Annotated in this window: 33 protein-coding genes; 7 read left to right on the top strand and 26 right to left on the bottom strand. The window is 58.8% G+C overall.

From position 1 onward, the window contains the following. Window positions 1–65 precede the first annotated feature (65 nt). From BTN45_RS06325 to BTN45_RS06295, 7 genes are all read right to left on the bottom strand, one after another. Window positions 66–1,484 carry a DUF935 family protein gene (locus tag BTN45_RS06325; protein ID WP_207589346.1) on the bottom strand — a complete coding sequence of 473 codons (1,419 nt, stop codon included), beginning with the start codon at window positions 1,482–1,484 and terminating at the stop codon, window positions 66–68. Continuing rightward, on the bottom strand, window positions 1,481–3,136 hold the full coding sequence (gene terL / locus BTN45_RS06320; RefSeq protein WP_207589344.1) for a phage terminase large subunit: 1,656 nt from the start codon (window positions 3,134–3,136) through the stop codon (window positions 1,481–1,483). Before terL ends, BTN45_RS06325 begins: the two co-directional genes overlap by 4 nt. Beyond that, a complete protein-coding gene (locus tag BTN45_RS06315) occupies window positions 3,133–3,636 on the bottom strand; it encodes a DUF1804 family protein (RefSeq protein ID WP_035241014.1) in 504 nt (167 codons plus the stop codon). The genes terL and BTN45_RS06315 overlap by 4 nt, the downstream gene beginning before the upstream one ends. Beyond that, the gene (locus BTN45_RS06310; RefSeq protein WP_207589336.1) at window positions 3,629–3,877 is read right to left on the bottom strand and encodes a hypothetical protein; all 249 of its coding nucleotides are present in this window, start codon (window positions 3,875–3,877) and stop codon (window positions 3,629–3,631) included. The genes BTN45_RS06315 and BTN45_RS06310 overlap by 8 nt, the downstream gene beginning before the upstream one ends. Beyond that, entirely contained in the window at window positions 3,874–4,281 is a 408-nt protein-coding gene (locus BTN45_RS06305) for a hypothetical protein (protein ID WP_207589334.1), read from the bottom strand. The genes BTN45_RS06310 and BTN45_RS06305 overlap by 4 nt, the downstream gene beginning before the upstream one ends. Continuing rightward, entirely contained in the window at window positions 4,281–5,129 is an 849-nt protein-coding gene (locus tag BTN45_RS06300) for a glycoside hydrolase family 19 protein (protein ID WP_207589332.1), read from the bottom strand. The genes BTN45_RS06305 and BTN45_RS06300 overlap by 1 nt, the downstream gene beginning before the upstream one ends. 80 nt (window positions 5,130–5,209) lie before the next feature. Beyond that, window positions 5,210–5,587: a helix-turn-helix domain-containing protein gene (locus tag BTN45_RS06295; protein WP_207589330.1), complete on the bottom strand. Its 378-nt coding sequence runs from the start codon at window positions 5,585–5,587 to the stop codon at window positions 5,210–5,212. Window positions 5,588–5,688: 101 nt separating this feature from the next. Between BTN45_RS06295 and BTN45_RS06290 the strand changes: the two genes are divergently transcribed. Then, a complete protein-coding gene (locus BTN45_RS06290; RefSeq protein WP_137038148.1) occupies window positions 5,689–6,006 on the top strand; it encodes a hypothetical protein in 318 nt (105 codons plus the stop codon). A gap of 2 nt (window positions 6,007–6,008) precedes the next feature. On the opposite strand, the gene BTN45_RS06285 is transcribed toward BTN45_RS06290, so the two are convergent. The 15 genes from BTN45_RS06285 to BTN45_RS06215 form a co-directional block, all read right to left on the bottom strand. Continuing rightward, a complete protein-coding gene (locus BTN45_RS06285; RefSeq protein ID WP_207589328.1) occupies window positions 6,009–6,455 on the bottom strand; it encodes a regulatory protein GemA in 447 nt (148 codons plus the stop codon). Beyond that, window positions 6,452–7,138 carry a DUF2786 domain-containing protein gene (locus tag BTN45_RS06280; RefSeq protein WP_207589326.1) on the bottom strand — a complete coding sequence of 229 codons (687 nt, stop codon included), beginning with the start codon at window positions 7,136–7,138 and terminating at the stop codon, window positions 6,452–6,454. Before BTN45_RS06280 ends, BTN45_RS06285 begins: the two co-directional genes overlap by 4 nt. Then, window positions 7,135–7,410: a hypothetical protein gene (locus tag BTN45_RS06275; protein WP_246751669.1), complete on the bottom strand. Its 276-nt coding sequence runs from the start codon at window positions 7,408–7,410 to the stop codon at window positions 7,135–7,137. The genes BTN45_RS06280 and BTN45_RS06275 overlap by 4 nt, the downstream gene beginning before the upstream one ends. Then, window positions 7,400–7,600 carry a hypothetical protein gene (locus BTN45_RS06270; RefSeq protein ID WP_207589324.1) on the bottom strand — a complete coding sequence of 67 codons (201 nt, stop codon included), beginning with the start codon at window positions 7,598–7,600 and terminating at the stop codon, window positions 7,400–7,402. Before BTN45_RS06270 ends, BTN45_RS06275 begins: the two co-directional genes overlap by 11 nt. Window positions 7,601–7,611: 11 nt before the next feature. After that, complete coding sequence (locus BTN45_RS06265) at window positions 7,612–8,139, bottom strand: host-nuclease inhibitor Gam family protein (protein WP_207589322.1); 528 nt, start codon at window positions 8,137–8,139, stop codon at window positions 7,612–7,614. 17 nt (window positions 8,140–8,156) lie between these two features. After that, window positions 8,157–8,432, bottom strand: a complete 276-nt coding sequence (locus BTN45_RS06260) for a hypothetical protein (protein WP_207589320.1) — start codon at window positions 8,430–8,432, stop codon at window positions 8,157–8,159. 13 nt (window positions 8,433–8,445) lie between these two features. Continuing rightward, entirely contained in the window at window positions 8,446–8,652 is a 207-nt protein-coding gene (locus BTN45_RS06255; RefSeq protein WP_080828336.1) for a hypothetical protein, read from the bottom strand. Further along, window positions 8,642–9,031, bottom strand: coding sequence for a helix-turn-helix domain-containing protein (locus tag BTN45_RS06250; protein WP_234825297.1), 390 nt, complete (start codon window positions 9,029–9,031; stop codon window positions 8,642–8,644). The genes BTN45_RS06255 and BTN45_RS06250 overlap by 11 nt, the downstream gene beginning before the upstream one ends. After that, window positions 9,013–9,576 carry a hypothetical protein gene (locus BTN45_RS06245; RefSeq protein WP_246751668.1) on the bottom strand — a complete coding sequence of 188 codons (564 nt, stop codon included), beginning with the start codon at window positions 9,574–9,576 and terminating at the stop codon, window positions 9,013–9,015. Before BTN45_RS06245 ends, BTN45_RS06250 begins: the two co-directional genes overlap by 19 nt. Beyond that, window positions 9,576–10,343 carry an ATP-binding protein gene (locus tag BTN45_RS06240; protein ID WP_107326971.1) on the bottom strand — a complete coding sequence of 256 codons (768 nt, stop codon included), beginning with the start codon at window positions 10,341–10,343 and terminating at the stop codon, window positions 9,576–9,578. The genes BTN45_RS06245 and BTN45_RS06240 overlap by 1 nt, the downstream gene beginning before the upstream one ends. Window positions 10,344–10,370: 27 nt before the next feature. Continuing rightward, the gene (locus tag BTN45_RS06235) at window positions 10,371–12,647 is read right to left on the bottom strand and encodes a Mu transposase C-terminal domain-containing protein (RefSeq protein WP_207589318.1); all 2,277 of its coding nucleotides are present in this window, start codon (window positions 12,645–12,647) and stop codon (window positions 10,371–10,373) included. Beyond that, on the bottom strand, window positions 12,644–13,108 hold the full coding sequence (locus BTN45_RS06230; protein ID WP_246751667.1) for a hypothetical protein: 465 nt from the start codon (window positions 13,106–13,108) through the stop codon (window positions 12,644–12,646). The genes BTN45_RS06235 and BTN45_RS06230 overlap by 4 nt, the downstream gene beginning before the upstream one ends. Continuing rightward, window positions 13,108–14,088 carry a ParB/RepB/Spo0J family partition protein gene (locus BTN45_RS06225; protein WP_207589316.1) on the bottom strand — a complete coding sequence of 327 codons (981 nt, stop codon included), beginning with the start codon at window positions 14,086–14,088 and terminating at the stop codon, window positions 13,108–13,110. Before BTN45_RS06225 ends, BTN45_RS06230 begins: the two co-directional genes overlap by 1 nt. Window positions 14,089–14,209: 121 nt before the next feature. Further along, window positions 14,210–14,908, bottom strand: a complete 699-nt coding sequence (locus BTN45_RS06220) for a hypothetical protein (RefSeq protein ID WP_207589314.1) — start codon at window positions 14,906–14,908, stop codon at window positions 14,210–14,212. After that, window positions 14,905–15,207 carry a helix-turn-helix domain-containing protein gene (locus BTN45_RS06215; protein WP_207589312.1) on the bottom strand — a complete coding sequence of 101 codons (303 nt, stop codon included), beginning with the start codon at window positions 15,205–15,207 and terminating at the stop codon, window positions 14,905–14,907. The genes BTN45_RS06220 and BTN45_RS06215 overlap by 4 nt, the downstream gene beginning before the upstream one ends. A gap of 146 nt (window positions 15,208–15,353) precedes the next feature. On the opposite strand from BTN45_RS06215, the gene BTN45_RS06210 reads away from it, so the two are divergent. Beyond that, window positions 15,354–16,163, top strand: a complete 810-nt coding sequence (locus tag BTN45_RS06210) for a LexA family transcriptional regulator (RefSeq protein WP_207589310.1) — start codon at window positions 15,354–15,356, stop codon at window positions 16,161–16,163. Window positions 16,164–16,851: 688 nt separating this feature from the next. Here the strand turns inward: BTN45_RS06210 and fumC are convergent. Continuing rightward, on the bottom strand, window positions 16,852–18,243 hold the full coding sequence (fumC, locus tag BTN45_RS06205; RefSeq protein ID WP_207589302.1) for a class II fumarate hydratase: 1,392 nt from the start codon (window positions 18,241–18,243) through the stop codon (window positions 16,852–16,854). Between fumC and BTN45_RS06200 the strand changes: the two genes are divergently transcribed. Together BTN45_RS06200 and BTN45_RS06195 are read left to right on the top strand one after the other, a co-directional pair. Next, the gene (locus BTN45_RS06200; protein WP_137068715.1) at window positions 18,233–18,574 is read left to right on the top strand and encodes a hypothetical protein; all 342 of its coding nucleotides are present in this window, start codon (window positions 18,233–18,235) and stop codon (window positions 18,572–18,574) included. The genes fumC and BTN45_RS06200 overlap by 11 nt on opposite strands. A 160-nt stretch (window positions 18,575–18,734) precedes the next feature. Continuing rightward, on the top strand, window positions 18,735–20,603 hold the full coding sequence (locus BTN45_RS06195; RefSeq protein ID WP_162699332.1) for a murein L,D-transpeptidase: 1,869 nt from the start codon (window positions 18,735–18,737) through the stop codon (window positions 20,601–20,603). 63 nt (window positions 20,604–20,666) lie between these two features. Here the strand turns inward: BTN45_RS06195 and BTN45_RS06190 are convergent, their stop codons facing one another. Beyond that, window positions 20,667–21,227 carry a hypothetical protein gene (locus tag BTN45_RS06190; RefSeq protein WP_004441995.1) on the bottom strand — a complete coding sequence of 187 codons (561 nt, stop codon included), beginning with the start codon at window positions 21,225–21,227 and terminating at the stop codon, window positions 20,667–20,669. Between the two features lie 24 nt (window positions 21,228–21,251). Next, the gene (locus BTN45_RS06185) at window positions 21,252–21,953 is read right to left on the bottom strand and encodes an HAD family hydrolase (RefSeq protein ID WP_112765835.1); all 702 of its coding nucleotides are present in this window, start codon (window positions 21,951–21,953) and stop codon (window positions 21,252–21,254) included. A gap of 188 nt (window positions 21,954–22,141) precedes the next feature. Between BTN45_RS06185 and rpiA the strand changes: the two genes are divergently transcribed. The 3 genes from rpiA (at window position 22,142) to gor (ending at window position 24,951) form a co-directional block, all read left to right on the top strand. Continuing rightward, window positions 22,142–22,837 carry a ribose-5-phosphate isomerase RpiA gene (gene rpiA / locus BTN45_RS06180; RefSeq protein WP_006697397.1) on the top strand — a complete coding sequence of 232 codons (696 nt, stop codon included), beginning with the start codon at window positions 22,142–22,144 and terminating at the stop codon, window positions 22,835–22,837. A gap of 16 nt (window positions 22,838–22,853) precedes the next feature. Then, the gene (locus BTN45_RS06175; RefSeq protein WP_006697398.1) at window positions 22,854–23,420 is read left to right on the top strand and encodes a DUF2059 domain-containing protein; all 567 of its coding nucleotides are present in this window, start codon (window positions 22,854–22,856) and stop codon (window positions 23,418–23,420) included. Between the two features lie 142 nt (window positions 23,421–23,562). Beyond that, window positions 23,563–24,951 (top strand): glutathione-disulfide reductase, encoded by a 1,389-nt coding sequence (gor, locus tag BTN45_RS06170; protein WP_037093218.1) that lies wholly within the window; start codon window positions 23,563–23,565, stop codon window positions 24,949–24,951. Here the strand turns inward: gor and BTN45_RS06165 are convergent. Continuing rightward, window positions 24,948–25,853 (bottom strand): LysR family transcriptional regulator, encoded by a 906-nt coding sequence (locus BTN45_RS06165; RefSeq protein WP_112765834.1) that lies wholly within the window; start codon window positions 25,851–25,853, stop codon window positions 24,948–24,950. The two genes, gor and BTN45_RS06165, sit on opposite strands and share 4 nt — an antisense overlap. Between the last annotated feature and the right edge of the window lie 270 nt (window positions 25,854–26,123).

The following is a 26,123-nucleotide window of genomic DNA, read 5'->3' as shown; positions in this document are numbered from 1 at the left end:
TCCGGCCGCTAATTCCTCAACCCGGTCGGCAACATCGCTGACCGGATCGGGGTCGGCCGCAAAACCTACCGAGCTACGGAGTTTTTTTTTACGTCGAGCGCCCCGAACAGGGCGGCGAAGGCAGGGTTCTCAGCGGCTGCCTTGCGCAACACAGCATCACGCTTGCCTCGTTCCGAGAAGGCGAAGCGCGCTTCCACCAGCCGGTCAATGGCCGTTTCCGAAAGCGCATGCGTCAGTTCAAACGACACGATGAACTCGCGGGCCGTATCGTCATCATCCATCATGGCGGCGGATTTGAGGATTTCGACCAGCGCCGCATTCTCCGAACTGGCGGCTTCCGCCTTTGCCTTGCGGGTTTCGGCCTTGGACTTTTCGTTGCTCGGACGCACGCGCCAGACGCGGGGAACGCCAGCGCCGGGGAAATTGTAGTCGATCAGCCACTGCACGAGCTGCTCGTGGAACGTATCGGAAAGATGGTCTGCATCGCTATCCACCAGCAGGTCAAGAATATCGGCATGGGTTTCTGCGGCGGCCTTCGAACCGTGAGAACCGATATCGGTGGTGAGGGTCTCACCAAGAATACAGATGGAAATCTGGCGGTCCCAATATTCCATCCATTCCCGGTAGCTGACCGATCCGGAGCGTGCCGCTTCCAGAAACTTTACGTCCGCCCCCTTTGGCACGGTGATGGCGGCGCTGGTCTGGATGCTGGCGAGCTTCTGCAGAAGCTGGTTCTGTTCGTCTGACAGCATTCCATACGGCGTTTCGGCTATGACGGTCGGGCCTGCGAACTTCTCCAGAAAATGCAGCCAGAAGGCAACGCCCTCGCGCTTGAACAGCACCGCCCAGAAGAGCTGCGAGCCGAGGCCAAGCCCATAAGGGTTATTACCGACGACGCCATGGCGATGCACGATGAACTTGCGGTCAGGCAGTTCCTCGCCTTCGTTCATGTTTGTCCAGGTCAAGAGGCGCGGCCGCCAGTCATGGCCGAAAGCGAAGCGGCGCTGATCGTGGGTTACGATCTTTTCCGGCACGATCCGGTTGTCGTCACGCTTCCAGACGATTTCTGAAACGGAAAAGCCTTTCAGGATAGCGCCGCCGGACAGGTCTTCGGAGATACGGTCGAAGGGCAATTTGCCTAACGTCTTGCGCACGAAATCCGCCGCTTCCACGTCCTGCGGCTTGTCGGATGCGGCGATGCATTCCCATTCGCGGGCGACAAGATGTTTGTTGCGCTTGGTAAGGATGGCGGAGGCATGGGTGTCGCGCTTGATCTCGTCATAGATTTTGAGACCCTTGCCGCCGCCGCGCTGGATGAGCGTGTCGTCGGCATGCTGAAGCGCGCCACTGAAAAACGGGATGGTGATGTCGTTCGTTGCGTTAGCAATCAACGCACGGGCGTCTGCGGGCAGGTTCTTGCGTTCGGCTGCCGTGACCGCTTCTTCTGCAAAAGAGGCCGATTTCTGTTTCCTGCGGCGGCTCATAAGCGATACCCTCCAAGTCTCTGCTGACTGCTGTTCGCAGCCGTATTAATCCCGCCGCCTGCTCCGGCCGTGGCACCGCCCGCATATTCGAGCGTGTGCTGCCAGAGCATGTCGAGGCAGTCCGGGCCGTCATCGTGATCGGCGTTCGGCCATTGCTGAAGCTGGTCGATCAGCGTCTGTTGCGTTTTATTGAGACGGATCAATCCGCCCGCGACGGGTGGCTGAAGCCGCTCAATGCGCAAATCCTTGTCCGCGATAGGTGTAACCGGTACGGCGGAAATACCCACGCCCTGCCGTGCTGCCGTCGCCATCAATGTGGTACGCAGGAATTCCTGAAACTGGACGGCTTCCACGAACCAAAGCAGGCAGCGATATTGCCGCTGCAAGGCGATGACATCGGAAATGATGATATCGGGCAGACGGCGGCGAATGGAGGCTTCCAGCAAATCCATGGTGCCGTGCAGCCGGTTGAAGCCGCCGACAAGAATAGCGCTCGGATCGCGGCCATGGCCCTTTTTGCCAAGCGAGGGGTCGATGGCCCCGAAATGGATAAGATCGGGCTGCTGCAAAACCCAGAACGTTATATCCTTGAAAGGGCTGGCCTCGTTGATCGGCTTGTTCTGATATTCGGTCGCGAAGCTGTCATGGTCCGACGCCCGCTCCAGCATAAGGAAGATAAGCGGCTGGATCGCAGGCCAGTTGACGATGGCACCGGCGTCCATATCCGCCTTGCGCTCGGCGTAAAATGCGCGGGCGGCGTCCTCACCGTCATTCTGGTAGACTTCTTCGAACTGGTCCCAAAGGTCCATCCGGTCGGGAAACTGAATGACCGCCTGAAACTCGGCAACACGCCAGACCGGCGATTTCGCGGCACGAACAAGCACGGCGTCATAATGAAGGACGGTCCCGACCCAGACCACGTCCATGGAGCCGTCAGGCGGCCCGACCTTCAAGGCGGCGCGCTTGATCCAAGTTTCGAGCTTCTTGCGCTGCTCGGGCGACCGCACGGCCTCGTCATTCTCCAGATCGTCAAAGAACATCAGGTCCGGACGATATGGACCATGGCGACGGCCGCGCAGTTTCTGGTTCGCGCCAAGCCCTTCGACGCGGATATTGTTCTTGGTGACGATCTCGCCTTCACGCCAGACACGTCCCTGACCGGCAACCTCGGGAAAATCGTTGGCAAGGCGGGGATTTTCCGTCAGTTCGGCTTTGATCGCCTCTATCAGCAGCGCGGCCTGCGCGTACACGTCGCAGACCTCCAGAATATACCGCTTGAAGCCAAGGCAGATGCAATAAAGCGCAAAGCCGAGCGACAGGTGGGTAGATTTGGACGAACCGCGTGGCGCGATGAACAAATCTCTAACGCCCTTTTCGGAGGCGAGGATTTCCGGAACGCGGGCAAAGATCGTCTTGTGAAAAAGGCTATGCTCGCCCTTCACATAGTGCGGCAGGTAGGTTTCCAGAAAATACTGGAAGCCTGTTTCGGGAATTCTGACTTTAGCCAGGCGCTCGGCTTTGGCCTTCGGATCGGCTGCAAAAGCCGAAACCGACAGGTCCACCCACCGGGCGAGCTTGTCGGCTTCATCCGCGATCCAGTCGCGAAAATCCTTGTCGCTGACCTTCGCCTTCAGGACCGGTTTTTTCATCATGACGAGAAGGCGCTCGCGATCCTGTCACCGAACGGAACAAGGATTTCCTGCACCACGGAAATGTGCTGCGGGAACTGCTCCTGAACGAAGGCAATGAGATGCTGGACAACGGACTGCGCCACGCCCAGCTCGGAGATTTTAGGCGCCAGCTTTCCGGCAGATGCCGTGACCTTCACCATGGCATCGCCCAGCGCCACCATGTGCTTGATCTTCTGGTCAATGGAGAGGTCTTTGTTGTTCTTGACCTCGTCCAGCAGCGCCTGCGCCATGATGACGAAATCTTCGACAACCGACGACACGACAACGTCGAGACCTTCACCGGCAAGCACCGCGCCGGAGCGGGCCATGTCCCAATCGTCGCCATCGGCTTTCGCCGCCGCCTTCCAGCGGCCAATGGTGGCCTGACTGACGTTCAGCGTCACGGCGATGGTGGCAAGCGTCATCCGCCGATAGACATAATCGGAGCGGGCCTTGCGGCGGGTTTCCATATCGTTAGCCACTCAATCCGCCTTTCAGAATAAATGTCATGATGCCGCCGATGATCGCAGCGGCCACCAGCCATACGACCTTGCCGATGGAGGTTTCGATTTTGGTGAGGCTGGTTCGGATGCCGTCCATTCTTTCGTCACGGACGGCGCTGTCCCGTTCCAACGCGGTTACACGAACGGCCACTTCATCGATCCTTGTGTGAGCCTGTTCCACCTTGGCGGCGATATGAGCAGGGAAATCAAAGCCGTTCATCGGCGTCCTCGAATGGCGGCGGCAATCGCATTCAGACCGCCGCCGACAGCCTGAATACCGAAGAAGGAAAGGAGGATCGCGCCCTGCCACTCGTCAAACGGCGCGGGAAACTTCGGGATTGCCCAGCCCAGCTTGAAACAGGTGTCGAGCGTGACAAGAAGAAGGTGAAGCGCAAAGCACCCGGCGATGATCGCCGTGATAAGCCGCATTTCCCAGAAGCCTGAAGACGCCAGCCGGATTTCCTTGGCGTTCCGGGCCGCGTCGATCTGGCGGTTGACATCGGAAATCGCAGCATCGGCAATAAGCCGTTGCTGGTCGTTTTCCGCCTTCAGCCGCATGTCGTAGGCGCGGGTGAGCGCGCCTGCCAAATCACCGGAAAGCCATCGCAACAGGGCAGTTATCATCAAATCCCCTTGATGCGATTGACCGACCAGCGGCCCGAACCGAACATGTAGAGCGCGCCGCCACCCATCAGCAGCAACAGCGCCGTGACGCCGAAGGCCCATGGGTTATTAACGCCGACAAGGGCAGACGCGACGGCCGTGCCAACAGTGCTGCCGATCAGCGTTTTGACCGAACCACTGGCGGACGGTTTGACGTCATCGGCCGTCGCCAGTGCGTGATTGGCGTCGGTTTCTTGAAGCGGCACGGAAGCGGCTTCAATGGCGTCAAGGAAATTCTTGTGATAGCCGGCGATCAGCTTCGCCTTGTCGGTACCGTTGACGATCCGGCGTGCGCCTTCAGCGTCATCCACCTTGTCGTTGAAATAGTCGGAAAGCTTCTTGCCGGTGAAAAGACCTCTGGTCATCCCGACGATGGCGATGCGGGCGCTGATAACCGGGTCCATGGCCCTCGCCGGATTGCTGACGAGATCAACACCCAGTTCATCACCAAGCTCTTCGTAGTTGACCTTGTGGGTGAGCTGGATGAAGCCACGACCGAACCAGCCATCACGCCAGTAAGGGTTTTTGACGGAGCCGAGCTTTCCCGACTTCCATGCCGCTTCAAGACGGCTTTTCGCCTGCGCGTCGGAAGAGGCGTTCGCCTCACGGATCGGCTGCATCTTGCCGCCCGTCTCATGGAAAATCTGCGCGAGGATGTTTGCCAGCCAGCGGCGGTCGATGAGCTTGTAATATTCCCACTGTTCCAGAATGACGTTAATGCCGTCGATCTGGCTTTGCGTCAGGCGGCCACCGAAAGGCGCACGGCGAATGTAAGAAAAGAACGTGGTCTGGTTTTTGATGGTGGACATGTCGCCTCGCGGGTGCGGTTTGCAGTTGCGAGGACTTTGGCAAAGGTCACTATATGAAAAAGACCGGAACTCGGTTCCGGTCAGATGTTTTCGAAGAGATCAAACTGATTGCTTGGCGGGGCGTTGGCAACTTCGCGGACCCACCGCTGCGTGATGCCAAGGCGTCGGGCAATTTCCCCGCGGGACAGCCCCTCTGCCTCCAGACGCCTTATATCGGCCTTGAGGCTGCGCGGCGGGCGGCAGTGCGGGACCGACAAAAGCGATCCGCCCATATATTTGCATACCTCATACCCATCCTCTTTGCCAAGAGCCAGAATGACGGCATGCTGATCGTGCGGGTTTTTCGGGAACTTGATCTCCATGCCGCCATAGGTCTGCACGATCTTCAACGCCAGACGCATGCCGATGGTTTCAGCGATTTCTTCAATGGATGCGGGCATTGGGCGAGCGTCGGTCATGCCAGCACCACCTGACGGCCGGAAACCATATCCAGCAAAACCGATTGCATAACGGTCAGCGCCGCTGCTACACGTTGAGCGTTAGAAACGAGGATGTTTCCATGAAGTTGCTTATTGCCGCCATTTTGTCTGTCGCTACGCCTTTCGCGGCCCAGGCTGGTGCAGATTGGCAGAAAAAGGCGCTCTCCGCCGTTAAGGCGGAAAAGACCGTGCTGGACGCCAAATGGCGTATGCCGAGCCAGAACGTGCTTTGGGTGGCAATGGCGGCAGATGGCAGCAGCAGGGATGGTTTTGCCGAATACCTTTGCGAAGTTATTACCGATGCTGCTCCGAGTGGATCGTTGAAAACTGTGTGGATTTACGACCCCGCATCCTACAAGGCAGGCGGTGCTGCGATGGGAACGGCGGCTTGTAAGTAGGCTCATAGCTTACCTGCCTTTCCGCGCTTCTCCATCGCCTTCAGCGCAGACACAATCGGCTCGGCCTGCGCTTGGGACAGAAAATCCACATCGACAACAATCTTGGTATCTTCCGGCGAAACGAACCGCTTGCAGAAGGCGTTGAGCGCCTTCACGGAGGCGTCGTCAATTACGCCGAGCCGCGCGCAGGACTTCCACAGCGCGTGAATATAACGCGACCACGGCCGGTTGGCGGTCGGGCGATGTTTCTCCAGCTTTCCCTTGGCCGATTTCCCCGGCTGTACCTTGAAGCCGAGACGTTTGAATTCATCCACCACCGCGATGCGCTGGCGTTCCGACATGGCACGGAGCGATGCAATTCCCGTCACCCGAACCAGCAGACCACGGTACTCGGTTTCTTCCAATTCGAGCTGCGACTTGGCAACGTTGATCATGGCGATGGTATTCATTCAGCACCGCCAATCATTTTCGGCGCTTGCGCCGTGCCATCAACACCATGTGACAGGTTGATATTGTTGCCAGACAGCCAGCCCGCCGCAATAGCCTCATTGAAGCGCGTTTTCGTGTCTCTGTTTGCGATTGACGTGGTGTCGGGATAGCGCTCGGCACGGGCAGCAATGGCGTTTTTGAGGGCGGCGGCTGAAACGCTTTCCGCGAACAGATCACGCAGGCGACGGCGCAGGCGCGCCACGAGGCCCGAAGTAAAATCCTGCGCGGCCTGCCGTCTGGTCGCGACCGTGCGGCGACGGCGATAAAATGGGCTGGCCTTGAACAAGGCGATTTCCTTATCCACTGCCCGGTCAAGAACTACATAAAGATAGGTCGCTATCGCAGGGCCGGGATCGATGCCGACAAAGGCACGGCGGCATTCGCTGCGATCTTCGAGGATGATGGCGACGGTATTGGTGCAGTGGCAGAGCATATCCCAAAGCGGATCACGGGCAGAATGGCCTTTCGTGCGGGATTTCACGGCCTGCTCGTCCACGGTAATGTCGTTTTCCGAAAGGCCATATTCGCGCATCAGCTCGGCAGCTTTTGCCGCAGCGGATAACGCTTCGGCTTCTGTGCAGCCGCGCTCTACCGTCATCTGGCGAAGGGCGGCGATGCGTTTGGCTAACGTTTCCCTGTTCATGCGGCACCTGCCACTTCTTTTTCCGCCATGGCATCGAGAACGGCGGATGCGAAGAAGCGCGGCTGGAAGATACGGGCATATACGAACTCAATCGTCATGCCCTGCGCTTCAGCCGTCTGCCAGTTTGCATCGCAGGTGGCAGGATCGATGAAAACAGAAGCAATCGCTTCCGCTTTCGTGGGGCGGAAGCTATGCGGCAGCAATGTTCCTTCAGGGGAGCAAAGAGCGAACCCCTGCGCGAAGGATGACAGGAGAGTGCGATCAGAACTCATTCGCATCCTCCAGTTCGCGAGGGTGGCAAGGCATGACGTGCTTATCACCACGAAAGAGTACCTGGACGTAGTGGCCGGCACTCAGATTCTCCGGCATGACCGTGCCAATCCGGCCCGTCACGGTATGTTTGACGAACTGGTTCACGGTCACTTCAACGCCATAAGAGGAGCGAATATAATCGTAGCTCATGCGATACCGCCTCACTGAACCGTCGAAATTTCGAGTTCAAGCGGTTCGATTGCGAACACTTCGCCCTCGGATTTGATCGTGACGCCCGCAACGGTTCGCGCCTTGTCAGGATCGTTCAGCATGGCTTCCTTGTTGATTTCCTCCTTCTCGCGGATGAACGCCTTCAGGCCGAGAGACTTGAGAGCCTCAATGACGGCTTCCGCGCCACGGATGGAGACACTGGCAGGAAGTGAGCGCCACCGGACGGTGCCCGTGCCGAAGTCGTGGAATTTGACCTTGTCGTTGTTGGTAAGGATCATGCGATTGGCTTCGCACCATGCCTGCACGCCGCGCTCGTGTTCCGCCAGCTCGGCAGCAAAATCGGCAGTATCGGCTTCAAACCGTTCGCCAATCATACGGATCGCCTCGTCCGCTAACGCCTTTCTGGCGGCGATCTCGCGGCGCAGCGTGCCGACGCGGCCAACTGCCCGGATGGCGTCCTCACGGGTCTGGGGAACGCGGGAGATGGCTTTGGATTTCTTTTTCAGTGCAGATTTCATGTGAAATGAACCTCGTATCAGGCAGTTTCGGTAGGATTGTTGGAAGGCGTGGTCTTGCGGGCGCTGGCGAAGGCGGAAAGGGACACGACGTTCTCCGAAAGCAGCGGGCGCAGATCGACCGGAGTGGCCGTGGTCGATTGCAGCGCCGCTTCCATGTCTTTCGCATGGGCCTCGCAGGACGAAAGAAGGCTTGCGATGGTTCCGGCCGCTTCTGGCGGCATGGCAACGCCGCCGCGTTCGTGGGCCTTCAGGTGAATTCGCAGGAGGGACAGGAGAGCCGAGAGCTTCAGCATCTTTGGGTTCCTTTCAGTGGTCGGAAACAAGGGCGATGGAAGAAAGCAACTGACCGTTGAGCGGCACATGCGGGCGGCCGGTCAGGTATTCGATGGTCATTTCCATGTGCTTCGCCTCCATCTCCATGAGGCGCAGCGTTAGAAAAAGCTCCGGGGCATCCAGCCCGTTAACGAGCGGCAACAATCGGTCGCGCAGCTGCGCGGCGGCGTCAGACAGCATTGGCCGGCTCCGGTTTCTTGTGGTTTTTTGGGTTCTGCGGACATGACTGGCACGCCAGCCATTGTTTGAGCTTGACAGGATCACTTTTCGCCATCGGCGCTTCGCGATGGCTAACGCAGGTGCCGGGGGCGATGGCGTCACGAACATGCGGGCACCAAACCTGCTGCCCGTAGAGCGCCATGACCTTGTGCGCGATCTTCGCCTGCACCTTGTTCATGCCAGCGCTGTAGGTTCCGGAGCAAAGCAGCGATATCGCCGTGCGCGACACGCCCAATTCGTCACCGATCTGCTTTTTCGTGCGGTCAGGCTTGGCGGCTTCAGCACGCAGAACGTCCAGCCACGCGGGATCGACAAGAGGCATCAGGCTTGCTTGGCGCATGGCACGGCCTCTCTGGTGTTAGGGTCGTAGACGCTGCCATCGACACTGCTGACGACAGGGGCAAGCAATCCGGAATTGCGGACAAGCCGGTAGCGCATTTGGCCTCTCGGGCCTTTCGGCAATTCGATGAGGTAGCCCGCCCGCTTCAGGGCAAGCAGGTATTTTCCCGCTTCGAATTCCGGGCGCTTCAGCGGCCAATTCGCCGCCATGACCAATTCGGCCGCCATGAAAGTCCCGGACATCCGCATGATGGACCAAAGCCGCTGACGGAAACTGTCGGTAGGAGGTGCGGCGGGGCGGATCGGCTGCACCGGCATTGGGATATTGCCGGTGCGTTTCGCCTTTTGCCCTACAGCCGTGAGCTGGTAGCAACCCATCTTGCGGCGCTCGATCAGGGCGGCCGTGACCATCTTGGCCGTGACGCGGGCAAGCTGTGTCCGCGTCAGGCCGGATTTTTCCTCAAGGGTGTCGAGCGTCAGGCACGCCGTGCCGTCGAGCGCTTCAAAAACACGGTCAAAATGCAGGGTCGAGCTATCCCGTTGCATCAGGCGAACTCCGGGACATGAATGGGCTTGCTGGTGCGCCGGTCGCTGAGAACTTTCAAGCCCGACATATCGGCCACGGTCACACCTGCCGGGCCGGGATCGGCGCGCAGGCCGAACTTTTCGATATTGGCGATGGCTTCCAGAACTTCGCGGTTAAACCCCTGTGAAACCTTCAGCACGAAATCAACGAGGCAATCGGCCACCTTGACCTCGCATTTGCGGTCGATCAGCAGCCGGATATCCTCGCGGCTGGCCTTCTGGAATTTGACGCGCTGGCTGATGCGGCTGGAAATCTGCGGGAAGCGGGAAATGTTGTCGTTGATCTTGCCCATGCCCACGAGGATGACGGGCATTTCCAGCATGTCGGAAATGTCGCGCACGGTTTCGAGCAGGGCTTCCTTGGTCGAAATGTGGTCCGCCTCGTCAATCACAAGGCCGAAAGTGCGCTTGGACATCAGGGCGGCAGAATGACGGCTGCCAAGCTCGCGCAGGATCGTTTCGTATTTCTTCTCGATGCTGTAGGGCGGCTTGACGGGCAGCGCTTCCAGCAGCTCGTTCATCATCCACGCGGATTTCCATTCTTTCTTGGCCCGCAGGTAGACCCAGCCGCTTTGGGCCACCCAATTCTTGAGCGTCGTGGTTTTGCCCAAGCCGGGTTCACCATCGACCACGGCAAGGCAAGCCTCCTGCGCGCCGCGATCTTCCAGAGCCGACAACGCCGAAAGAAAGCGCTTCACGTTGCTGGTCTCGACAAATGTGTTTTTCATGCGTATTTTTCCTCGTGTGTGTTGGCGTCAGGCAGCGGCGCGGATGACGTTACGAAGGGCGTCCACGTCGATGCCTGACAGTCGAAACAGCTCAATGGTGGTTTGCCTCTGGAGGCATCGACGCAAAACACCCACCTGATTGGCTGTCAGTTTTTCCGGATTTTCTAACGCCCATGCCGCAAGCGCCTCGTCGGTCGCGAAGGTCAGCCTGCGGGCGGTCTCTGCGGCTCCGGACGCCGCTGAAGGGGCTTCAGAATTGTCGATCACCAGCACAGGACCGGCCGGAACCGGCTCGGGCGCGATATCGATGAAGGGCATGGGCTGGATCGGGGTTTCTTCCAGCAGATACGGGGCGATGTATTCGGCATCGATGTCGCGGCGCTTCGCCTCGTTGCGCTTGACGCGCCCCTTGTGGCGGGCGTCTTCCGCCGCCTGCTGGAAGGTACGCGGCACATAGTCGGTCTTGTTGCCGGTGAAGTCGGCAACGCAGATCAGCGGACCCGGCTGGCCTTCCTCGCGGTCGATCTCGCGTACCCAAACATAACGGGCCTGCGCGAAGTCGTAGCCGACCATGACTTCTTCGCCGTGGTAGCGCTCCAGCGCCGCGTGGTAATAATGGTTCGTATTCCATTCCACGAGGCCGCGACGGGCGACGCGGATTTCGTAGGGGCGGAACAGATCGTCGCGCAGATCGTCATCAACCGGGACCGGCTCGAAACCATCAGCAACATGCAGCGCCCAAAACTCATTGGGGGAATAGTGGCGGTATTTACCGGTGCGCTCATCGCGGAAGCGTGGCAGGCCGTCATGCGGACGGTCGTTGTACTTGGCGATGGCATTTTCGCACATGGCCCGGAAATCGTCCCATGATGGCAGAAGGCGAGATGAGCCAAATTCCTTCAGGTCGCTGCGGGTTGCCTTGTGGGCAATCTTGGCGGCTTCCTTGTCCATTTCTGCGCCGAGATAGGTGGGCAGCTTGCGGGCAAGCGGGTTCCATACAGAACCGTTGAACCGCTCGATAATGCCCTTGGCCTGCGAATTGTAGGGAAGCGCGTGCATCTTGGTGATGGACAGGCGGCCCATGAGACCGTTCACATCGCCGTCGAGCGTCTTGTTTTTATAGCCGGGGCCACGGTCGGTGTAGAAGATCGCCGGAATACCATGGTCGCAGCAGGCGTTGCGCAGGGCCTCCGTCACCGAGATGACGTTTTCCTTGAGGGCGATGGAGAAGCCGACGCACCGGCGGGTTGCCACGTCGAGGATGGAGGTGATTTCCGGTTTGAACGGCTTCTTCGAAAACGGGTTCTCGACTTCGGCGTCGAAGGTCTTGCCGTCTGCCGTATAGATCGTGGTCGGAAACAGGTTTTCCGTCGAGCGCTGGATATAGGCCATGCGCGACCGAAGCGTTAGAAGTCCCTCACGACCGACATTCTTTTCAATGTCGTTCAGCTTATGGCGCAGCGTATAACGCACATGCTCAATCGTCAGCTTGCTGCCGGGGTTTTCTGCCTTGTAGTCCTCTAACGCTTCCGTTGCCGCCAGCTTCGACGGCTTGCAGTAGAATTTGAGGAAGGCGGAAAACTCTTCCGAGATGGGTTCTTCCGTCTTCGTCAACGCGGGCGCAAGGGCGGTGATGCCGCCAGTATCGCGGGCGCTGAACCACTCATAAACGGTGGCGCGGGAAATCCGGAACTTGTCGCCAGACCGGTCATTGGCAAGGCGCAGGGTATCTTCCAGCAGCCCGAAACCGTCCGGATCGGCAAGAAGCGAGACACGCTCCAGAAGGACACGCTCACGGTCTGTCAGGGCTTTACCTGCCTCAACCTTTTCCAAGGCTGCTTGACGTTCAGCGTGTTCTTCCTGCGCCTGAACGAAATCCAGTATGCCCTTACGGCGACCCCATCCGCCTTTCATGGTGATATAACGGTCGATGGAAAGGAGGATTTCGCCGCGCGCCTCCATGGCCTGACGCTGACGGAACCGCAGCGATGTGACAGAAAGCGCCGCAACCTTCTTGCGGGCGGTCTCGCGTTCTTTTTCCTGCGCGGCAAGCTGATGCGCCCTGATCTCGCGCCCGGTGATGACCGTATGCATGATATCCGGCAGGATGTTCAGATGGTATTCCCGACCGCCACCTACGGCGGCGCGGTCGCGGCACAGATTTTCCGGAAGGTCGTTCCAGCCTTCTTCTTTGGCGCGGTCCCTAACGCCGCGCTCCGAATTCGGGAAAACGCTGCTTTTCAGCCCGCGTTCTGCGGCGATTTTCGCCAGTTCCCCTGCGGTAAACCATTCCTTGGCTATCATCGTTTTGCTCTCCTGCGGGTATCGAGCGCCCGAATACGAGCGTCGATTTCCTCGCGATGTTCTTCCAGAAGGCGCTGTTCGATCAGGTCGGCATATTCGTTCTCGATGACCGTCAATCCGAACTGCCCCGGCACAAAGCCGAGCAGGTCTTTCGCGCCGGTCGCGTGAACGAGGGCGATAAATGCGTCGAGCGGGATGCGGTGGCCTTCCGAGCCTTCGGAGGTCCACTTGTTGAGCATTTCCACCGACACCTTCCGGTCGAGAAATTTGCTGATCTGCTGCGCTATGTCGTCACGGCTAAGGCCGTCTTCGCGGGCATCGCGAAGGGCATGGGCAATCAGCCGTGCAATCTTGTTTTCCAGCCGACCGCGACCGACCACGTCTTCGCTGTAGCCGACAGCCACCTTGGGCGGCTCCCAACTGAACAGGTCTTTGGTGAGGGGATCGCGGCGGCGGGACATTACTGGATGCGTCCCCGGCGCTTGAGCGAGGCAATAACGCGGTCTTCATTCTGGTCGATGACGCTATCCAGATCGTCATCCTTCAGGTCGGCAAAGAACTTGCTCAGGATCGCGATGTTCTTCTTCATCTCTGCGATGCGGGCATCGACCTGTGCTGACACCGCCGCGTCAGCGACCGGTGCAGGTAGGGAATTCAGGGTACGCTTGACGGTCTCCAGCTTCTTTTCCGCTGGCGTCATCACCGTTCCCTTCCGGACAATCGTCACCGCCTCGCTGACCGTAGAAGCGGCGGCGGGTTCAGAAAGAAGCAGGTCCAAGACCCCTGCTTGCGCAGCCGGTGACTGTTCGGAAAGCTCCTTCAGACCCGACTGGTGGTTTGCCAGCCGCGTCCCGGCCAAGCGCTGGCGGCTTTCCGGTGTGAGACCCGTCCAGATTTCAACGGCAAGCTCAATGGAGCGGCGGGACATGCCGATTTTCTCGGCCATCGTGGCGGCAAAACCGAAGATTTCCGGGCTTTCTGGATCAAGACGCAAATTTTGCGTTTTGATTTCCGACTTGCGATCGCCGCCGTGCTTCGCTTCTGGATGCAGGCGCTCATAGACCAGCTTGAGCTCATAAAGATGCTGGCAGCGGTCGAGCTTGTTAAGATCGTATCGGCCAAGGTTCTCCATGACCTCTTCAAGCCGAGCATCGTCGTCGGTTGCAGCAGTCGAAACGGTGGATGGGATTGCCTCCCATTCGAGAAGACGGATTGCTTCGAGGCGTTTCCGCCCCGCAACCAGACGGAAACGGTTGCCAACCGCGCGGACACGAATGGGGTTCTGAAGGCCGGTAGTAGCGATAATGAAGGAGAGCACCTTGGCCTCATCCGGATCGAACGAGCGGGCGCGGTTTTCGGGAATGTCGATTTCGGAAAGGGGAATATCACGCACTTCTTTCGTGCGAATATCGATTTTGACGGCGGCTTGCGGTTTGGGCATCTATTAGACCTGAAATGTAGGTGATGTCGTCTATGCGGAGCCGCCAACGGGGGACGGCGCGGCGGCTCCGCAGGATCGCGCCGGACGCAAGAACCGGATCGGCGCGATGAAAGGGGGAGGATCAGGCGGCGGAAGCGTCGTACTTGTCGGCAATCTCGCGCAGGCGGCTGGCCACAAGCTTGGCGGCTTTGGCCTCAGCGTCGCGTCTGATATCGGCAAGGGTTGCCTCGTACAGACGAGCAGCAAGCGTGTCGAAGTCGCTGGACGCAGGGAGTTCTGCAAGTATCCCAAGCGTGCTGATCTTACGCGTCTCTGGATCGATTTCGGCGGCAATCAATGGGCGTACGGGCTCCGCACTCTCCGGCGCTGCCACCATGGCATCGACCGCGCGGACTGCCAGCTCCGCTTTCGCCTTCACCGGTGACGGCTGAAACTCAGGCAGTGCGGCTGCAAGCCTTTCCTGTGCGATGCCGTGACGGTGACGGCGGTCGTTCTCCGGCTCCCATCGTTTTTCCTGCTGGGCGGTGGATGCAACCGGAGCGGAAATGGCAGCCCTTGGCTTCTCGCCCGGGCGGGGAATGAGGTTTGCCTGAACACCGGCAATCCAGCGCTTCACAATGGCGCGTGGCGGCGGCTCGATATGGAGGAAACGCAAATCCTGCGCGAAGTCCTGATAGGCAGTCTGGCCGTTGTAGCTGGCAGACTGCGCTTCATCCCATAGACGAGCGGCAGACGAGACGGCGGCTTTCGGCAAGTCGTGGAAGAAGGGAATGACTTCGCTGTCAGTAGAATGACGGGCGTTTGACAACATGTTGTTCATGCCGCCACCATCATGTCAGCAGAGGCGTTAGATTTTTGACTTTCTAACGGCGGCCATTTTGCGCTATCCAGTATCCCGGAGCTTTTCTTCGGGTAACGAGTCGGCCAGAGGTTTTCGGGCTTCTGATCAATGAAGGCGGCAAGCGCGGCCTGTCCATTGTAGTGAGTTGTGGTGTTCAGTTTCCGTAGCAGGGAGCGATGAAATCCATTTCTAACTGCGAGTTCAGTTAGCGTCATTCCTCTTCGATGGACTTCGGCCTTTATGGCCTGCCAGTCCATAACTGGCTTATGTTTGCTCATGGTTTTTCTCCGCTGAGAAAGCGGGCGCTGCAACGCCCGCTTTTTTGGGAACGTTTCGGTACAAGTGCGAAGCGCGTAAGCGGTTCGCTGATAGGAGTATTAACGGAGATTCGCCGTTTTGTAAACGGAGAAATTCCGTAAACGCTATGGCTCGCCCACAGGTCGCTAAAACGCCGTTGGCTCAACGGCTTACAGATGTTCGAAAGGCGCTCGGCTTTGCCGCGCGGCTACCTTTTGCACAGTCTTTGGAGATGCACCCGGATACTCTTGGCGGATATGAGCGTGGTGATTCGACGCCGGACCACGAATTTCTGAGTATGTATAAACGGAGATTTGGCGTTAATCTGGACTGGCTGATCACCGGTGATGGACCGATGTTCACCCCCAAAGAAGTTGTTCAGATACTCGCTGCCCATGGTGACAGAACAGTCTACGATCCGGCCATGGGTTCGGGTGGTTTTCTCATGCAGGCTCTTGAACATATGACGGAAAAGAACGGCGACGAAACTGGTTTACCGGCATGGTTGCAAAAAGCGGATTTCGTCAATCTTCCACAATACGATGTTAGAGCATCGGCCGGGCGCGGCCTTATTCCAATCAACGAGATGCCGGTTTCACAAACTGCCTTCGAGCGCAGTTTTTTGCGAAGTCTCGGTGGTGCGCCAGATTTCTGCTTCATGATGTGGGCGGCCGGTGACAGCATGCTTCCGACAATTAATGACAACGCATTGCTCATTGTCGATTCAAGCCAGAACATTGTTGATCACGGGCGGATCTACGTTTTCGCGGTCGGTAGCGGTGTCTTGGTAAAGCGCGCGAAATGGCGCATGGACGGAACGCTAGAACTGACGTCTGACAATGTCGATGGGAATTATCCTGTCGAGACTTTCCACGCGGATCGCGTTGAAGACCTAACTGTGGTAGGGCGAGTTATTTTTATCGGTCATCAGTCGTAGTTTTAGTTTTCTAACGCTGGAAAGCGGTCTTTTTGGTTGCCGACTTAGATTTCCGCTCGTGAAAACACGGCCTGTCGAAAATCTATTGAAAAACAGCATCTTAATTTAAGGCGGCAATCCGCAGGTTAAGTCGGCGCGAACTGCCGACTTAACTGCCGTTGTTCTACGGAAGTTTTTGCCCCCTGAAGCCTGCGGGAAGGCAATTTACTGCGCTGTCGCTTGACGGCTCTCGTGCCAAATTCCCTATGTAGCAAGGCTTTCCGTCCGGTGCGCGGTGGTTGCACGCCAGTGCGCTATCTTTGCCAGCAGAATGTACGATATGCGGTTTAAAATGCGCGATTTTGGCACGCCTTTGGCCGGTCATTTGCAATGCTTTCTGGCACCCCCGTTAGCCTATACGGGCGGTTTTTCCTTATATCATAAGCCTTTGCGCGTTTCTCTAGACGGAATGTCAGTGTCCAGAAGGTACTACCCCCCTACACCAGTGCGATCAAGTCTTTGATCGCAAAAGACTCTTTTCACGGCGCAGACGCGCCGTGGCTGGATGCCGGATCTAGTCCGGCATGACGGAGAACTCTTCCCCGACTGACCATCCTGAGATTCGTTCGGAATGGGCTTGTCTTTAGTTGAGCAAACAAAAAAACGGGCCCGAAGGCCCGTTTTGCATTCCACCAAAATTCAAACAGGCTTACTTCGGCCCGATCATGTTCTCCGGACGCACATACTGGTCGAATTCCTCGTTGGTGAGGTATCCGCCACCAACGGCTTCTTCGCGCAGGGTCGTGCCGTTCTTGTGGGCGGTCTTGGCGATCTTGGCGCAGATGTCGTAGCCGAGCTTGCCGTTCAGTGCCGTCACCAGCATCAGCGAGTTTTCGACGCCCTTCTTGATATTGTCTTCGCGGGCCTCGATGCCCACGACGCAATTGTCGGTGAAGGAGACGGCCGCGTCGCCCAGAAGCTGGACGGACTGCAGGAAGTTATAGGCCATCATCGGGTTATAGACGTTGAGCTCGAAGTGGCCCTGCGAACCGGCGAAGGAGAGCGCTGCATTGTTGCCGAAGATGTGGGCGCAAACCTGCGTCAGTGCTTCCGACTGGGTGGGGTTCACCTTGCCCGGCATGATGGACGAGCCGGGCTCGTTTTCCGGCAGCGAGAGTTCGCCGAGACCGGCGCGGGGGCCGGAGCCGAGGAAGCGGATATCGTTGGCGATCTTGAAGAGTGCCGCTGCTGCCGCGTTGATCGCGCCATGCGAGAAGACCATGGAATCATGCGAGGCGAGCGCCTCGAACTTGTTCGGCGCGGTGACGAAGGAAAGGCCGGTGATCTTCGAAATTTCCTCGGCCACCTTTTCGGCAAAACCGATGGGGGCATTGAGGCCAGTGCCGACGGCCGTGCCGCCCTGGGCGAGCTTGGAAAGCGCGGGCAGGGTGGTTTCGATGTTGGTGATGGCGGAGGCAACCTGCGCGGCGTAACCGGAGAATTCCTGGCCGAGCGTCAGCGGCGTTGCATCCTGCGTGTGGGTGCGGCCGATCTTGATGATCTTTTCGAACTGCTTGACCTTGGCTTCCAGCGCCTTGTGCAGGTGCTTCAGGCTCGGCAGCAGGTGGTGAACGATCTGCTCGACGCAGGCGATGTGCATCGCCGTCGGATAGGTGTCGTTCGAGGACTGGCTCATGTTGACGTGGTCGTTGGGATGAACCGGCTTCTTGCTGCCCATTTCGCCGCCGAGCATCTCGATTGCGCGGTTGGAAATCACCTCATTGGCGTTCATGTTGGACTGGGTGCCGGAGCCGGTCTGCCAGACGACGAGCGGGAAATGTTCGGTCAGCTTGCCGTCGATGACTTCCTGTGCGGCGGCGATGATGGCTTCACCGATCTTCGGGTCGAGGCCGGCAAGCGCCATGTTGGCACGGGCGGCGGCCTGCTTGACGATGCCGAGCGCGCGAACGACAGAGGCGGGCTGCTTTTCCCAGCCGATCTTGAAGTTGCCGAGCGAGCGCTGCGCCTGCGCGCCCCAGTAGCGATCGGCCTGAACTTCAATAGGGCCAAATGTATCGGTTTCCGTCCGTGTGGCTGTCATCAATCTTGCCTTTTTACTCGTGTTCCTCCGCCAAAACGGCGCCTTCGCCCGCCTTGCGCGGCCGATATATAGAATCATCGCGGCGGCAAAGAAAGCCGCTGCAATGCGGCGCGGGAAGATATTTCCCGTCGTTGCGCGGCGATTTGCCTGCAGCGAATGCAGCAAGGCGAAAAACCCGGCCGCGTGGCATTTTTACTACGTCATGAAAAGGCAGGGAAACCGGGCTTGTACCGGGGCGGGCGCTCAAAGCAAAGTGAATGAAATAAATAGAAATTTAACCATTCTCGCCAATTCTGGAAATTACGTTTTTACGGCTTTGGCTGTATTATGAGGTTCATTTCGGCACGATTTTGAGCTTTGGGCGTTTTCTTTTCAACAGGCCGTTGATCGGCTAGACAGGCATGAAACTAATGCCCGCCGTTTTCCCGGTGGTGCTGGGTGCTACGAGGATCAAATTGCAAGTCACATCTGGAAAATCATCGGCAGCACTGGTGCTGGCTCTCGGTCTTTCCGTTTCCACCGCTCTTCCCGGCACCGCCGGTGCGGTGACCCTGATGGACCTCCTGCGCGGCGGGCCCGGCAAGATCGCGCGGGATCGCGGCGAGTTGCCGCCGGCCGGCATCGTCACCTCGCCATCCGGCTCCGGATCGGGCGCTGGTCAGAGTGCAGATGCTTCCGATCCCGAGCCTTTGCCCCGCGTTTCCGGCCCACGCTATTATGATTACAAGGCGGATGCAGCCCGGGCGGTGAACACCGCGAATTTCGGCGAAGGCCTTGCCAATCTCAAGTTCAGCGCCACGCCCGAGATCGCCAAGGCGCTTGAGGCTTATTACGGCGCTGGCGGCAAGACGTTGTGGGTATCCGGTGGCGAACTGACCGAGCGCGCCAACGCCGCCATCGCTTTCCTGGAGACGGTTGGCGAAAGCGGTCTCGATCCCGCCGATTACAGCATTTCCGCACCGGCCAAGGATGTGACCGCGAGTATCAGCAGCAATGTTGCCGGCACCACATCGAACGGCACACCGGTCGAGACGGCTTCGGCGCCTGTTTCCGATGCCTATCAGCGGGCGCAGATGCAGTTCGAGCTGGCGCTGTCCGCCAAGGTTCTCGCCTATGTGCAGGATACGACCCGTGGCCGCGTCGATCCGAACCGGCTGTCCGGTTACCATGATTTCAAGCGCAAGACGGTGAACCTCGCTCCCGTGCTGAAGCTTGCTGGCCTGAGCCCAGATGTGGCCGCTTATCTGCGCAGCCGCGAGCCCTCCAGCACCGAGTATCAGGCGCTGAAGGCAGAGCTTGCCCGCCTGCGTGGCGAGGGCGATGCCGCCCATGTCGTTCGTGTTCCCGCCGATCTGGTGCTGAAGCCCGGCAACAGCAGCGCTGACATGGCGAGTGTCGTCAAGGCTATCGAACATCGGGCTTCTCCCGCCTTCAAGGCGGAACATGCCGCAACGATCTCCGCTTACCAGCAGACGCCGGATTACACGCCCGATCTCGTCGATCTGGTGAAGGCGTTCCAGAGCGAAAATGGCCTGAAGGCGGATGGCGTCATCGGTCGTGCGACCGTGCGCGCCATGGTCGGCGAAAGCAACGACGCGAAGATCGCCAAGGTGCAGGTGGCCATGGAGCAGATCCGCTGGCTGCCGGCCGATCTCGGCCAGCGTTACGTCTTCATCAACCAGCCCGCCTTCATGGCCTATTACCACAATGAAGGCGTCGAACAGTTCGGCATGAAGGTCGTGGTCGGCTCCAAGGCCAACCAGACCTATTTCTTCCAGGACGAGATTCAGACCGTCGAGTTCAACCCCTATTGGGGCGTGCCGCAGTCGATTATCATCAACGAGATGCTGCCGAAGCTGCGCCGTGACCCATCATACCTCGATCGCATGGGTTACGAAGTGCAGGTGAATGGCCGCGCCGTGTCGTCCTCCAGCGTCAACTGGTATGGCTCGACCAATGCCGTCTCCGTGCGCCAGCCGCCGAGCAGCGACAATGCGCTGGGCGACCTGAAAATCCTCTTCCCCAACGCACATGCCATCTACATGCATGACACGCCGGCCAAAAGCTTCTTCAACCGCGACATGCGGGCGCTGAGCCACGGCTGTATCCGCCTGGTCGACCCGCGCCGCATGGCGGCTGCCGTTCTCGGCACCAGCGTTGACAAGGTTGGCGAGCAGATTGCGTCAGGCAAGAACCGCGCCGTGCAGGTGCCGGAAAAGATTCCGGTTTATGTGGCCTATTTCACCGCCTGGCCGGATAAGGACGGCAAGGTCCAGTTCTTCGATGATGTCTATGATCGCGACAGCTACGTGCAGAAGGCCTTTGCGGTGACGACGAAGGCAAGGGCTGCTTCGATCTGATAGGTCGCACCTAGAAAAAGCGCCGGAAACGGCGCTTTTTTGTTCCGGCGATTGCGGTTCTGGCTACTGCTTGAAAAGTGCGAATGCGAGGTCGCCATCGTCATCGATCGTTGCAGCGCGGCTAAGCGCGTCTTCAAGCGATGATTTGCCGACTAGCAGTTCGTAAAACAACATATGGACGAAAAGTGGCGTCGCCGCACCGTCCGGGTAACCCGCCGAAGCAATGTAGGCTTTCGCGCCGCCTTCAATAAAGGCCTTCCCGAAAGCATCGTAGCCCGTGCAGCACGCCGTGCTGAAAATTACAGTGCCCGACAGGTGGACTTTTCCCAGAATTGCTTCAACAGGCAGGCTGCCCTCGCGCAATTTCAATTGGGTCACGTCGGGATTGATGTCTCCGATCACGAGGCCATTTTGATCGCCATGGCCGCTGATGATGAGATAGGGCGGCGGGTTATCAGGTTGATTCAGGCACGCCAGAATATCTTCCGGCGTTCCCGGGAGGTGCAGGCGAACCGCGGCTCCCAGGCTCTCCAATATAGCGCGCAAAAGTAGAGCTTCGCCTGTGTCGCCCACCGCGATGATGCTTACAGCCTTGCGCGGGAAAAAGAACTTTTCGTCGACCATCCCGATTTCGTCAGCACGCAGCACTCAAGCCGCAGCAGCGCCTTTTTCAATCAGCTTCGCGAACAAATCAGGTGTCAGGGCTTCGAAATTATCGATGGCGACATCTGGCTCGAGCTCGGCCATCGGTACATCCGTGTAACCGAAGGTGACGCCGATGGAGGGGACGTTTGCATTCCGGGCGGCGAGGATATCGTTGATGCTGTCGCCGACCATGACCGTGCGCCTGATATCGCCGCCGGCCTTTTCGATGGTGCCGAGAATATGGCGTGCATCCGGCTTGCGGAATTCGAAAGTGTCACCGCAGGTGATGGCGGCGAAATAGTGGGTCAGGCCGAGTTTTTCGAGCAGCGGTACAGCGAGGACTGCGGTCTTGTTGGTGCAGACGGCAAGCGTGATGCCGGATTGCGAAAGCGCATCCAGCGTTTTGACGATGCCGGGGTAGGGGCGGCTTTCGCCGGGCATTTCAGCGCGGTAATGGGTGATGAAGCGTTCGTAGAGCGGATCGATTTCGGCTTCCGGCAGTTCCGTTTCGCGCAGTGCAAAGGCGCGCTTGATCATGACCCGTGCGCCCTGGCCGACGAGATGCGTCAGGTCGTCATAGGTGACGGGCGCTAGCCCGGCGGCGGCAATGGTATGGTTGAGGCTCGAGACGAGATCAGCGGCGGTATCGACCAGAGTACCGTCGAGATCGAAAATGGCGAGCGGGGCGAGCGGGCGGGATGTCACGGAAACGGCCTCTTGTAGAATGCGGGGCTGAGCTATTCATGCTTTCATTCGCGCCAAGCCTAGGCAAAGCCTCCTGTCTTTGCAACCGCATCACAACGTTCTGTTCGTTGCCTTGAAAAAGGCTTTCGTTTGGCTTTCGACCCGTGTAAACAGCACGGCGACGACAAAGCTACCGGAGTTTCAGGCACATGGATGCCCGCCAGATGAAGATCAAGGCCGCCGAGGCCGCATTGTCCCATGTACAGGATGGGATGCGGCTCGGTATCGGCACGGGTTCGACGGCCGAGGAATTCGTCCGGCTTCTGGCCGAGAAGGTCGCCGCCGGCCTCAAGGTCGAGGGCGTGCCGACATCCGAGCGCACCGCGCGTCTGTGCGTCGAGCTTGGCGTGCCGCTGAAATCTCTCGATGAATTGCCGGAACTGGATCTGACCATTGACGGTGCGGATGAGGTTGACCACGCGTTGCGGCTCGTCAAGGGCGGCGGCGGTGCACTGCTGCGCGAGAAGATCGTCGCGGCGGCATCCGCACGCGTGATCGTCATCGCCGACCAGAGCAAGGTTGTGGAGACGCTGGGCGCCTTTCCTCTGCCCATCGAGATCAATCCGTTTGGTCAGGTTGCGACCCGCATCGCCATCGAAAAGCTGGCATCGCGGTCCGGCCTGTCGGGTGAGTTGAAGCTTCGCTCTTCCGGTGACGGCGTCTTCATGACGGATGGCGGACACCTTATTCTCGACGCATCTTTTGGCCGTATTCCTGATGCAGAAGCGCTAGCACGCGAGCTGAACACGATTCCCGGTGTCGTCGAGCACGGACTTTTCATAAATTTGGCATCGCTTGCCATTATCGCTGGCCCTGAAGGCGCCCGCGTGATGCAGGCAGTATAACAGGAGCGAGATTTTCATGATCAAACTAGCGGGACTGGGCAAAGCTGCCGCTGCTTCGATCCTCATTTCCGGCATCGTGTTCGGTACTGCCGCACGCGCCCAGGAAATTTCCGAAGCGCATATTGCTGCCGCGCGGCAGGCGATCGCCTCTCTTGGCGTTACCGACCGTTTCGACGACATTCTGCCGGGACTGGCCGAGCGTCTGAAGGCAGAACTTATTCAGGCTTCGCCGAATGTTCAGGATGCGATCACCGCGACGGTTGACGCCAAGGCGCTTGAGCTTGCACCGCGCCGCGCCGATCTCGAGCGTGAGGCCGCGCTGACCTATGCACGTGCTTTTTCGGTCGAGGAACTGAACGCCATCTCCACCTTCTACAGCAGCGAAGCTGGCAAGAAGCTGTTGAAGGACGGCCCGATTGCGACCCGCGAACTGATGAAGGCTGCCGATATCTGGGCCGCCGGTATCAACCGCGATCTCAACGCTGCCAGCATGACCGAACTGCAGAAGGTCGCCGGCGCTGATCTGAAGCCGCTTCCCGCGGATCACAATGCCACGGGTGGCGCTCCGGCTGCCAAGCCATAAGGCGCTTTTCCAGGTTCAGAAATATTCAAAGCCCGGCCGCAAGACCGGGCTTTTCATTTGTGCGCCGCAGCACCTATATGTGGGCGTGAATGCACCGCTGCCCGTTTGCGGCTGATGGCGGTTTTGATCAGGGGTTTTGACTATGACAGCTTATGACTACGATCTCTTCGTCATCGGTGGCGGTTCCGGCGGCGTGCGCAGCGGCCGTGTGGCTGCCTCGCTCGGCAAGCGCGTGGCGATCGCCGAGGAATACCGCTATGGCGGCACTTGCGTCATCCGCGGCTGCGTGCCGAAGAAGCTGTTCGTCTACGCCTCGCAGTTCCCCGAGCATTTCGAGGATTCTGAAGGTTTCGGCTGGAGCGTCGGCGAGCGCAGCTTCGACTGGAAAAAGCTGATCGCGGCGAAGGACAAGGAAATCACCCGTCTCGAAGGGCTCTACCGTAAGGGTCTGGAAAACGCCAAGGCCGATATTTTCGACAGCCGGGCGGAACTCGTGGATGCCCATACCGTCAAGCTGACGAAAACCGGCGAAACCTTCACCGCCGAGCGTATCGTCATCGCTGTCGGCGGCACGCCGAACGAACACAAGGCGCTGCCCGGCCACGAGTTGACGATTTCGTCCAACGAGGCTTTCGATCTCGAGGAGCTGCCGAAATCGATCCTGATTGCCGGCGGCGGTTACATCGCGGTGGAATTCGCCAATATCTTCCACGGGCTCGGCGTTGAAACGACATTGATCTATCGCGGCAAGGAAATCCTGTCGCGCTTCGATCAGGATATGCGCAAGGGCCTGCATGAGGCGATGGAGGCCAAGGGCATCCGCATCATTCTGGAAGACATCATCGAGGAAGTCAGCAAGGATGGCGCCGGTGGTTTCGTGGCCCGCACCAAGCAGGGCGCTTCGCTGCATGTGGGCCTGGTGATGCTGGCGCTTGGCCGCGATCCGAATACCAAGGGGCTCGGTCTCGAGAATGCCGGTGTGGAGGTGGACGCCCGCGGCGCGATCGTCGTTGACGATTATTCGCGCACGAACGTGCCCAGCATCTTCGCACTTGGCGACGTCACCGACCGGGTACAACTGACGCCGGTGGCGATCCACGAGGCGATGTGCTTCATCGAGACGGAATACAAGAACAACCCGACCAAGCCGGATCACGAGCTGATTGCGACGGCGGTATTCTCGCAGCCGGAAATCGGCACTGTCGGCCTTTCGGAAGAGGAAGCCGGCAAGAAATATCCGGAACTGGAAGTCTATCGCGCCCAGTTCCGTCCGATGAAGGCGACGCTATCTGGCCGTCAGGAGAAAACGATCATGAAGCTGATCGTCAATGCCGCTGACCGCAAGGTCGTCGGCGTGCATATCCTCGGCCATGAGGCCGGCGAGATGGCGCAGCTTCTCGGCATCACGCTGAAAGCCGGCTGCACGAAGGATGACTTCGACCGCACCATGGCCGTTCACCCAACGGCGGCAGAGGAACTGGTGACGATGTATTCGCCGAGCTATCGCGTCGTAAACGGTGAGCGGGTCTAGCTCATCTTCCGCTCCGGCTTCCAGCTCGTCTCTGCCTGATAATGGCGGCTGCCATCGAATAACGCCTCGTTGCCCTTCAGGAGAGCGACGAGGCGATCTATGGCGAGTCGCATTTCCGGGGCGTGCCGGTCGTCGTCGTTGACGATGATCCAGAGCGGATGGGACAGTTCCTCGATGATCTCGCCGTCGCGGACGAGGCCGGGGACGTTATCACCAATAAAGCAGGGCAGGACGCCTTTTCCTGCCCCGCTCTGGATGAGGCTCGGCAAAAGGGCAGGGGCATTCGTCCAGGTGTGGATCAGCGGTTCCCGATGCCGGAACACCCATTTTTCGGCGTCGGATTTCGCGACCTCGGTGCCGATCGAAATCCATTGCTCAACATTCTTGCTTGAGCCGTCGCGCGCGCGATAGGCGCAATAGGCAACGTCGACCGATTTCCGGACGGCGAAATTCCCGGTGGCTGGCCTGACGTGCCTGATCGCGATCATGCCGCGCCTGTAAGTCAACTCGTCGTCATTCTCACATTGCTTGCAGCACAGGCGGAAAGCGTCTGACGGGCCGCGAATGGCCGCCGCATTGGTGGCTATGAAACCGGCAGTCCAGATGTCACTCGACAGAGAAACGATCGGTAGCGAAAAAGCGTCGCTGTGCCATTGAGTGATTTCCGCCGCGCTGTTGCGCATGGACCTTACTTTCTCGAACAGGACCTGGCCGTCCGGTGCGAGCCGGTATCCGTTCTGACTCCGAATAAAGAGCGTTCGCCCCATTTTGCGTTCAAGAAGCATCATCTTTCGGCCAATCGTTGGCGCACTGAGCCCGGCTTTACCCGCCGCGCCGGCGAGGCCGCCCTCTGTGGCGACAATGTCGAAAAGCCTCAACTCGTCCCAGTCCACTTCTGTCACGGCATCCTCTCCACATCATGGCAGCATCTTAGCCGCATCAGGGCCTGTCCTCTCCGTTCAGATATGAAACGGGTCTTTCAGTCCTGCCTCTATGCTTGCTGCAGGGCGCAACCTAACTCGTCTCCAACAAAGGAGACAGACATGTTACCCGAAACGATGTTCCTTATGGAGAAGATTAGACACATGGAAATCCGCCACGGAAGAGGAGGGTGTGTTTCCGAATGGGAGAACTGGCCTTGCTCGCCACTGGACCGGCTTGTTGTGTTTCTC

This window comes from Rhizobium sp. ZX09, from assembly GCF_017357485.1.
In the GTDB taxonomy this organism is placed as follows: Bacteria; Pseudomonadota; Alphaproteobacteria; order Rhizobiales; family Rhizobiaceae; genus Agrobacterium; species Agrobacterium pusense.
Note: the sequence above shows the minus strand (reverse complement) of the source record. Positions and strands in the feature narration are given on the sequence as shown.

Coding starts and splice junctions, on each gene's coding strand:
- BTN45_RS06325 (WP_207589346.1), bottom strand. CDS start 1,484: ATGAGCCGCCGCAGGAAACAGAAATCGGCCTCTTTTGCAGAAGAAGCG.
- BTN45_RS06300 (WP_207589332.1), bottom strand. CDS start 5,129: ATGTCCACCATCAAAAACCAGACCACGTTCTTTTCTTACATTCGCCGT.
- BTN45_RS06275 (WP_246751669.1), bottom strand. CDS start 7,410: ATGAGTTCTGATCGCACTCTCCTGTCATCCTTCGCGCAGGGGTTCGCT.
- terL (WP_207589344.1), bottom strand. CDS start 3,136: ATGATGAAAAAACCGGTCCTGAAGGCGAAGGTCAGCGACAAGGATTTT.
- BTN45_RS06285 (WP_207589328.1), bottom strand. CDS start 6,455: ATGAATACCATCGCCATGATCAACGTTGCCAAGTCGCAGCTCGAATTG.
- BTN45_RS06290 (WP_137038148.1), top strand. CDS start 5,689: ATGAAGTTGCTTATTGCCGCCATTTTGTCTGTCGCTACGCCTTTCGCG.
- BTN45_RS06190 (WP_004441995.1), bottom strand. CDS start 21,227: ATGGTCGACGAAAAGTTCTTTTTCCCGCGCAAGGCTGTAAGCATCATC.
- BTN45_RS06270 (WP_207589324.1), bottom strand. CDS start 7,600: ATGAGCTACGATTATATTCGCTCCTCTTATGGCGTTGAAGTGACCGTG.
- BTN45_RS06305 (WP_207589334.1), bottom strand. CDS start 4,281: ATGATAACTGCCCTGTTGCGATGGCTTTCCGGTGATTTGGCAGGCGCG.
- BTN45_RS06280 (WP_207589326.1), bottom strand. CDS start 7,138: ATGAACAGGGAAACGTTAGCCAAACGCATCGCCGCCCTTCGCCAGATG.
- BTN45_RS06310 (WP_207589336.1), bottom strand. CDS start 3,877: ATGAACGGCTTTGATTTCCCTGCTCATATCGCCGCCAAGGTGGAACAG.
- fumC (WP_207589302.1), bottom strand. CDS start 18,243: ATGACAGCCACACGGACGGAAACCGATACATTTGGCCCTATTGAAGTT.
- BTN45_RS06250 (WP_234825297.1), bottom strand. CDS start 9,031: ATGCGCCAAGCAAGCCTGATGCCTCTTGTCGATCCCGCGTGGCTGGAC.
- BTN45_RS06220 (WP_207589314.1), bottom strand. CDS start 14,908: ATGAACAACATGTTGTCAAACGCCCGTCATTCTACTGACAGCGAAGTC.
- BTN45_RS06255 (WP_080828336.1), bottom strand. CDS start 8,652: ATGCTGTCTGACGCCGCCGCGCAGCTGCGCGACCGATTGTTGCCGCTC.
- BTN45_RS06245 (WP_246751668.1), bottom strand. CDS start 9,576: ATGCAACGGGATAGCTCGACCCTGCATTTTGACCGTGTTTTTGAAGCG.
- BTN45_RS06265 (WP_207589322.1), bottom strand. CDS start 8,139: ATGAAATCTGCACTGAAAAAGAAATCCAAAGCCATCTCCCGCGTTCCC.
- BTN45_RS06230 (WP_246751667.1), bottom strand. CDS start 13,108: ATGTCCCGCCGCCGCGATCCCCTCACCAAAGACCTGTTCAGTTGGGAG.
- BTN45_RS06235 (WP_207589318.1), bottom strand. CDS start 12,647: ATGATAGCCAAGGAATGGTTTACCGCAGGGGAACTGGCGAAAATCGCC.
- BTN45_RS06240 (WP_107326971.1), bottom strand. CDS start 10,343: ATGAAAAACACATTTGTCGAGACCAGCAACGTGAAGCGCTTTCTTTCG.
- BTN45_RS06210 (WP_207589310.1), top strand. CDS start 15,354: ATGGCTCGCCCACAGGTCGCTAAAACGCCGTTGGCTCAACGGCTTACA.
- BTN45_RS06225 (WP_207589316.1), bottom strand. CDS start 14,088: ATGCCCAAACCGCAAGCCGCCGTCAAAATCGATATTCGCACGAAAGAA.
- gor (WP_037093218.1), top strand. CDS start 23,563: ATGACAGCTTATGACTACGATCTCTTCGTCATCGGTGGCGGTTCCGGC.
- BTN45_RS06175 (WP_006697398.1), top strand. CDS start 22,854: ATGATCAAACTAGCGGGACTGGGCAAAGCTGCCGCTGCTTCGATCCTC.
- BTN45_RS06295 (WP_207589330.1), bottom strand. CDS start 5,587: ATGACCGACGCTCGCCCAATGCCCGCATCCATTGAAGAAATCGCTGAA.
- BTN45_RS06260 (WP_207589320.1), bottom strand. CDS start 8,432: ATGCTGAAGCTCTCGGCTCTCCTGTCCCTCCTGCGAATTCACCTGAAG.
- BTN45_RS06215 (WP_207589312.1), bottom strand. CDS start 15,207: ATGAGCAAACATAAGCCAGTTATGGACTGGCAGGCCATAAAGGCCGAA.
- rpiA (WP_006697397.1), top strand. CDS start 22,142: ATGGATGCCCGCCAGATGAAGATCAAGGCCGCCGAGGCCGCATTGTCC.